The organism is Pontiella sp., from assembly GCF_041622395.1.
GTDB lineage: Bacteria > Verrucomicrobiota > Kiritimatiellia > Kiritimatiellales > Pontiellaceae > Pontiella.
Genome location: NZ_JBFJYW010000224.1, coordinates 1 through 6,601, shown reverse-complemented (window position 1 = coordinate 6,601; position 6,601 = coordinate 1). Strand labels below are relative to the sequence as shown.

Here is a 6,601-nt window from a genome sequence, read left to right as displayed (position 1 = left end):
GTTATCACATCCCGAATAGTGTAGACTTCCCCTTTTCCGGGAAGTTCATCGCACCATTCTGCAATCGACGGATGAAACTGATCCTCTCTGCAAATCAACTTTATTCCTGCATAGTTACGCATCAGAGCCTCCCGTCGCACCGCGCATGAAGAACCGCCATCCGCAGTCCGGCGTCCATGTTTTTTTCAGTACGGTATCCTTGCCGACGCTCCACGCGCATTCCTTGAACGGACCGCGATGCATATTTCCGCGAGGCGCCGAATGGACAAAGGGTCCGGCGAGGCCCGCCCCGGGATCCGCCCGAAACCGACCGAGCACCTCTTCGAATTGCGGCTGCGTATATTCGCTCATGGCGCCCTCCCGGCCCGGTTTCGGGGTAGACTCGAGATAATGGATTTTACCCTCGCGATCCTCGGCATAGAGACGCCGCGGTCCAGAGATTCCGAAGTGCTCCAGAAAGGCGCGGGCAAGTTCCAAGGCTTGGAATTCGACGGTATGATGGTTGTAGCCACCGCCGTCGGAATTGACGAAGACGCGAAAGGCCATCCCCCGCGATTCGCACCAATTCCAGTGCTCGTCGGTCCACCCGGTCGTCTTGACGCTGTAGTTCGCGAATTCAGGCTGCAAGCACATGGTCCACCTCCTGAAACAGCCGATCGCGCCGCTGACGAGCGACGAGCACATCCCGGGTGCCGAGCGAAATGCGGACGCGCTCGGCCGTCAGCGGCGACGTCAGGACGGTATACGCGGCGAACCAGGTTCCGTTGTTGTTCCACAGGTGGTGGTTGGGATTGCTTGGGTCCGTGCGTAGCGACAGCGCAGGATAGGGTTGAACATTCATGACGTTTCCTTTCCGGTTTCCCGGGCCTGGAACCGCCATGCCCGGAGAGTTCTTAATTTCAACAGCCAAACAATTCGACTGTTGCGCGTCCGACTGGACCACCGTTCGCTTCTCCGAAGCACCGGTTGGCGCCCTCCCACCCGGGAAGGACTCTATGGACGCTGTTACGAGTTGCAACATAGCAGATGTTGCGTCTCTGGCAAGAGGGCCCGGCGGCTTTTCTCTGTCATAAACAAGGAAGCCCCTAACGTCATCGCGACGGAGCAGTGGTTTCTCGAAATACGATTAAAATGGATTTTGCGTGAAGACGCAGCCCCAAGCCCACAAAACCGGACGGTTTCCGGCACGGGCGATTCACGGCTTTCCACGACCAGAAGAAAGGCTCATTGCGGCATGGGGCACTCGATTTCCAAACCGGGCCTTTTAATTTACCGTCTACCCACCAATTTCGTCATTGTTATTGATTTATACCCTCAATCCACCCAACCTGCATACTCAACCTTAACCAGGAGATTGAGACATGCCGAACGTGGTCTTTAAGAGTGATGTTACGTGGACAGGAAAGGGAGTCGCTTGCGATGCCCTTAGCGGACCGCACACCATCCGAATCGATGAACCTGAATATCTGGGTGGAAACAATACCGGACCGAACCCCGTTGAATTGCTGCTTTCCGCGCTCGGCGGATGCCTGGTGGTGCTGGTTAATGCATTTGCGCCGGCCCATGGCGTGGAAGTTACCGATGTTAAGGTCGCTATGGAAGGCGATCTCGATCCGGATGGTTTCATGGGAAAATCCGATGCCCGCCCCGGATTCAGTGAGATTCGCTATGCGCTGAAGATTGAATCGCCCTCGCCCGCGGAAAAGATCGAGGCCCTGCGCGAGCACGTCCTGCGCGCCTGCCCCGTCAAAGACACCCTTTCCGGCGTGCCTGTCAAAGCGGTGTAAGCCAGCAATAAAAGCAGGCATCGGGGCGTTGCCCGGGAGTCAAAAAATCCACCAGGGGCTCCCCGGTCCTGCAAGCTACGCCCCCCGAACGGTCCCCTGCGCCGTCGGGGTGTCCCACCGACGTGCGCGCCTCCAAAAAGAACCGGGCGCACGGGCGGCGGGTTAGGCGAGTTGCCCGAACAGATCGTAGGTTTCCGCATCGGTGATGCGGACCTGGATCATGGGCGGCAGTTCCGTTACGCCTTCGGGAATCTCGACATGCACCAGATTGTCGACCTCCGGGGCGTCGCCGAAGGTGCGACCAACGATTCCCTCGTCGTCTTCGCCTTCGATGATGACCTCGAGAACCCGGCCGATCTTCGCTTGGTTCTTTTTCAGGGCGATTTCCGATTGGAGTTGCATCAGCTCGTCGCGGCGCGCCTCGGCGACATCGGCCGGCACCAGGCCGTCGTTCAGCCCGGCGGCGGAAGTGCCCTCTTCCGGCGAATAGGTAAAGACGCCAAGGCGGTCGAATTCGGCATCGAGAATGAACTGCTTCAGCGCCTGGTAGTCGGCCTCGGTCTCGCCCGGGAAACCGACGATGAAGGTGCTACGGAGCGTTACCGCCGGGATCCCCTGCTTGATCCGCTCCACCAGATTGCGGGTGGTCTGCTCGGTGGCGCCGCGCTTCATGGCCTTGAGGACGGAGGTCGATGCATGCTGCAGCGGAATATCGACATAGGGAACCAGATGCTTCGACGTGGCGAACATTGCGATCACGTCATCGCTGAAATGGAGCGGATGGGTGTAGAGGATGCGGATGCAGAAGTCGGCCTCGATCCGGTCCAGCGCCGCGATGAGCATGGGCAACGAAGCGTCCTCGTCGAGGTCCGTGCCGTAGCTGGTGGTATCCTGGGCAATCAGGATCAATTCGTAGACGCCGTTCCCGATCAGGTTTTTGGCTTCGCGCACGATCGAGTCGACCGGGCGGGAGCGCTGGAGACCGCGGATCAAGGGAATGGCGCAGAAGGCGCACTTGTGGTTGCAGCCTTCGGCGATCTTGAGATAGGCGTAGGTGGAAGGCGTCAGTTGGAGGCGCGGCGTGTTTTCATCATAGATATAGGTGCACTCGCCCATTTGCGGCGCAGCCGCATCGCCGGCATACATCGTTTCGACCAAACGGGGAAAGGAGGCCACGTCGTTGAGCCCGAGGAAGAGATCCACATCCGGATACTGCCCCTGCACCTCGTCGATATTGCGCTGGGGAAGACATCCGGCAACGACCACCTTCCGGCGCTTTTTCTTCTTTTTCCAAAGCAGAGCTTCGCGAATGTTTTGCTCCGCCTCGGTGCGGGCGTCGAAGATAAAGCTACAGGTGTTGATGAGGAAGATATCGGCCTCTTCAAGATAAGGGGTAATCAGCATGCCCGAGCTGACGGCGGAACCGGCCATGATCTCCGTATCGAGCCAGTTTTTGGCACAACCGAGGCTGACGATGTATATCTGGATATTCTTTTTCATAGTAACCACCCACCCAGGGGAGAATGCGCCGGTTCGGCGGAACGCGCTCTTGCGCCCCCCGTTGCCGGCAAAAGCAACGACTAGCCATCGAGCGCGTCGATGACCATCCCCGCATTGATGAGCTCCGGAAGCGTGACGGCCTGGATCGTTTCGCCGGGCTTGAACAGCACGTAGAGCGGAACGCCGGCGCGGCCGAACCGTTCGAGCCATTCATTGATTTCCGGATCGCGGTGCGTGAAGTCGCCTTTGAGCAGAAGCACATCGCGTTTTTTGAACTCCGCCTGCATGGCGTCGGTGAAGAGCACGGTGCGCTCGTTCACCTTGCAGGTGGCGCACCACTCCGCGCCGAAGTCGATGAAGACCATGCGCTCGTCGTCCACCAGCGCCGAGCGCAGCGTTTCGGCATTCAGCGGTTTCCAGGTGGATTCGTCGCGGGCCAGGATGACGTCGTGTTGATCGACGAACTTCTTCAGCGTGTCGTCGAGTTGGAAAGAACCATGGTCCTCGCTCCAGACGGAGTTGTAGTCGACCAGCAGCGGGCGGCCCTCGCCCTTGGCCTTTGCGACGAGCTCGTCGGAAAGCTTGGCCCAACCGCCGATCTGTTGATCGCGCACTTCCGGCGACATCCGCTCCGGCACATCGATCAGATAAACCCCGCTGCCGACCGCCACCGCGAGCGCAATGGCGGAGAAGACCCATTGCCGGCGCACCGGGTTGCCGGGCCCGGCGTATTTCCCATAGAGCCAGCAGGAAAAGCTCAGCGGCAGAATGAAAACGCAGAAGCGCAGGAAGCTTTCCCCCAGCAGGCTATAGAGAATGGAGAGCAAGAAGACCGCCGTGCCGATCAGCAGAAAGGCCATGACCTCCTTGAAGGTGTTCATCCACTCGCCGGGCTTGGGAATGTATTTCATTGCGCGCGGCGAAAGCCCCAGCAAGATGAACGGGAACGCCAGCCCCAGGCCGATCAGCAGGAAAGACAGCACCACCAGATAGGCGGGTTGGGCGAACATGAAACCGACGGCGGAGCCCAGCATCGGCGCCGTGCACGGCGTGGAGAGCAGCACCGCGAACACGCCGCTGAAGAAGGAGCCCTTGTGCCCGGCGTGGCTGCTGGCCTTCGTCGCGACGCCCATGCCCGGAAGCTGGATGATGAATACATCGAACAGGGAGAGCGAAAACACCCAGATCAGGATGAAGAGGACGATCACGAAGACCGGGTTCTGCATATGGTCGCCCCACCCCGCGCTTTGTCCGCCCGCCTTCGCAATGATGACCAATGCGGCCAACGTCAAGAACGAGACCAGCACCCCGGCCGTGTAGGACATCGCGCCCTTGAAGATCTCCTTGCGGTCCTGATGGGCGGAGCCGACGATGCTCATCGCCTTGATCGAAAGAACCGGCAACACGCAGGGCATGAAATTGAGGATCAACCCGCCCAGAAAGGCGAAGATCATGTATTTTATAATGACGCCGATGCCCGCTTCGCCGCCGACATCGGACGCCCCGCCGTTGATCTCATAGTCGAAACCCAGGTTGTTCACGTCGGCGGATACCCCCTTCCGCGGCGCGCTTTCCGCGGGCGGCTCGACCGGGGCAACCGGCGCGACCGCGCCCTTCGCCGCCGTCACGACGGCATCTTGCGGGACGACTCCGCTCAAGCTGAACGCATCGGAACGCGGCGCGAAGCAGGTGTTGTCGTCGCAGCCTTGCGAGCCGACGAACCCCTCGAGCGCCCAGCGGCTACCCGGTGCCCCCGTGTAGGGCAACGTGGCGCGGATCACCATGTGGCCCGTCAGCACCGGCGAGGTTTCCCCGAGCTGGTCCGTGTAGTCCTTGAGCTCCGGCATCTCCAGCACAGGTTTTCCCAGCCCGGTGGAATTCTTCACGGAAAACGCGAAGAACTGGTCCTCCGAGGCGAACACATGAATGTCCGCGGGAATATCGAAAACGATCTCCAGCGAAACCTGCTCCTTGGCGCCCGGGTCGATTTCCTGAACGGTAACCGAGTACGGCGCACCAAACTGCCCGTACGCCCAAACCGGCAACAGCAACCCTACGGCTAATCCGAACCAAGAACGAAAAGACCAATTGAACATATTCATAAACTCTCCTTGGGAATCGTCCGCCACGGGTTTCCCGCCAGCGATTGCAGAGGCCTTCGGCAAAGCCGCCCGCTTTGAATTCAAACTGTTTTGCAGAGCGCTGGGCGGCGAAGCCTTCCGGCCCCCGCTCGCGCCCCAGGGCTACACTCCGAACAGCGTTTGCTTGAACGGCTTGACCAGCGCATCCAAGTCGACGTCAACCGCTCCGGCAACCTTCAGCTTCTTCTCGGCGACCACTTCGCCGATTTTTGCGATCGGCAGGCCGGCGAAAAGGGCTTCGAGTTCGGCGGCCTTTTCGGGCGCGACGGTCACGACGAAGCGGCTGTTGGATTCGGAGAAAAGGGCCGTGGCGGCATCGACGCCCAGACCGGACAGATCCACCTGCACACCGAGCTGCCCGCCGATGGCGGTCAACGCGAGGGAAACGGCGAGTCCGCCCTTGGAGGGGGTCGTGGCCGACTTGAGCAGTCCGGCATCGGTGGCCTTGTTCATGGCCGCATAAATCTTGAGTGCCTTCTCGGCATCGACGGCCGGGACGGTTCCACCATAGTTCATCGGCGTGCCCTGCTCTTCCGCCAGCAGGCGGTAGTAGGCCGACGCACCAAGCTCATCCTTGGTTTCGCCGATGACATAAACTACGTCGCCGGCATCCTTCATCGGCATCGTGACGGCTTTCTTGACGTCATCGATTTGACCGATGGAGGAGACCAGCAACGTAGGAGGTATTGATATTTTCTTTCCACCCCGTGTGGAGTCGTTCTTACAGGAGTCTTTACCCGAGACCGCTGGCGTTTTATACGCAGTTGTTAAATCGTACAGTGCTTTGTTGGAGCGTACGAGCTGAGCCATCTTGAAGGCGCCGTCGGGGGTTTTATCCGACTCGACCGGGTCCGGCCAGCAATAGTTGTCGAGAATCGCAATGCGGTTCATGTCGCCGCCGACGGCAACGATGCGGCGAACCGCTTCGTCGATGACCGAGGTGGTCATGTCGTAGGTGTCGATATCGGAGAACCAGGGGTTGATGCCCTCGGCCAGCACGGCGCCGCGATCGTTGTTGTATTCCACGCGCATGACGGTGGCATCGGACGGGACATCGGCGTTGACGCCGACGTAGGGTTTCACGACGGAAAGCCCTTTGACTTCGCCGTCGTAGATGCGGCTCTTGTATTCGCGCGAGCAGAGGTTCAGGTCGCCCATCAGTTTGACGAGCGT

At 59.8% G+C, this 6,601-nt stretch carries 6 protein-coding genes; 1 reads left to right on the top strand and 5 read right to left on the bottom strand.

Going from position 1 to position 6,601, the window contains the following annotated elements; all coding sequences use genetic code 11:
* Positions 1-114 precede the first annotated feature (114 nt).
* Positions 115-633, bottom strand: coding sequence for a hypothetical protein (locus ABYO54_RS12500; RefSeq protein ID WP_372808587.1), 519 nt, complete (start codon positions 631-633; stop codon positions 115-117).
* A complete protein-coding gene (locus ABYO54_RS12495; RefSeq protein ID WP_372808586.1) occupies positions 617-841 on the bottom strand; it encodes a hypothetical protein in 225 nt (74 codons plus the stop codon). The genes ABYO54_RS12500 and ABYO54_RS12495 overlap by 17 nt, the downstream gene beginning before the upstream one ends.
* Positions 842-1,361: 520 nt before the next feature.
* Between ABYO54_RS12495 and ABYO54_RS12490 the strand changes: the two genes are divergently transcribed.
* On the top strand, positions 1,362-1,787 hold the full coding sequence (locus ABYO54_RS12490; RefSeq protein ID WP_372808585.1) for an OsmC family protein: 426 nt from the start codon (positions 1,362-1,364) through the stop codon (positions 1,785-1,787).
* A gap of 162 nt (positions 1,788-1,949) precedes the next feature.
* Here the strand turns inward: ABYO54_RS12490 and rimO are convergent, their stop codons facing one another.
* The 3 genes from rimO to ABYO54_RS12475 form a co-directional block, all read right to left on the bottom strand.
* On the bottom strand, positions 1,950-3,287 hold the full coding sequence (gene rimO, locus ABYO54_RS12485; RefSeq protein WP_372808584.1) for a 30S ribosomal protein S12 methylthiotransferase RimO: 1,338 nt from the start codon (positions 3,285-3,287) through the stop codon (positions 1,950-1,952).
* A gap of 80 nt (positions 3,288-3,367) precedes the next feature.
* Positions 3,368-5,389, bottom strand: coding sequence for a protein-disulfide reductase DsbD family protein (locus ABYO54_RS12480; protein ID WP_372808583.1), 2,022 nt, complete (start codon positions 5,387-5,389; stop codon positions 3,368-3,370).
* Between the two features lie 141 nt (positions 5,390-5,530).
* On the bottom strand, positions 5,531-6,601 hold a 1,071-nt coding region (locus ABYO54_RS12475), incomplete at its 5' end, for an AIR synthase-related protein (RefSeq protein ID WP_372808582.1).

Excerpts from the sequence above, each read along its gene's own strand:
- rimO (WP_372808584.1), bottom strand. The coding sequence starts at position 3,287 with ATGAAAAAGAATATCCAGATATACATCGTCAGCCTCGGTTGTGCCAAA.
- ABYO54_RS12480 (WP_372808583.1), bottom strand. The coding sequence starts at position 5,389 with ATGAATATGTTCAATTGGTCTTTTCGTTCTTGGTTCGGATTAGCCGTA.
- ABYO54_RS12490 (WP_372808585.1), top strand. The coding sequence starts at position 1,362 with ATGCCGAACGTGGTCTTTAAGAGTGATGTTACGTGGACAGGAAAGGGA.
- ABYO54_RS12500 (WP_372808587.1), bottom strand. The coding sequence starts at position 633 with ATGTGCTTGCAGCCTGAATTCGCGAACTACAGCGTCAAGACGACCGGG.
- ABYO54_RS12495 (WP_372808586.1), bottom strand. The coding sequence starts at position 841 with ATGAATGTTCAACCCTATCCTGCGCTGTCGCTACGCACGGACCCAAGC.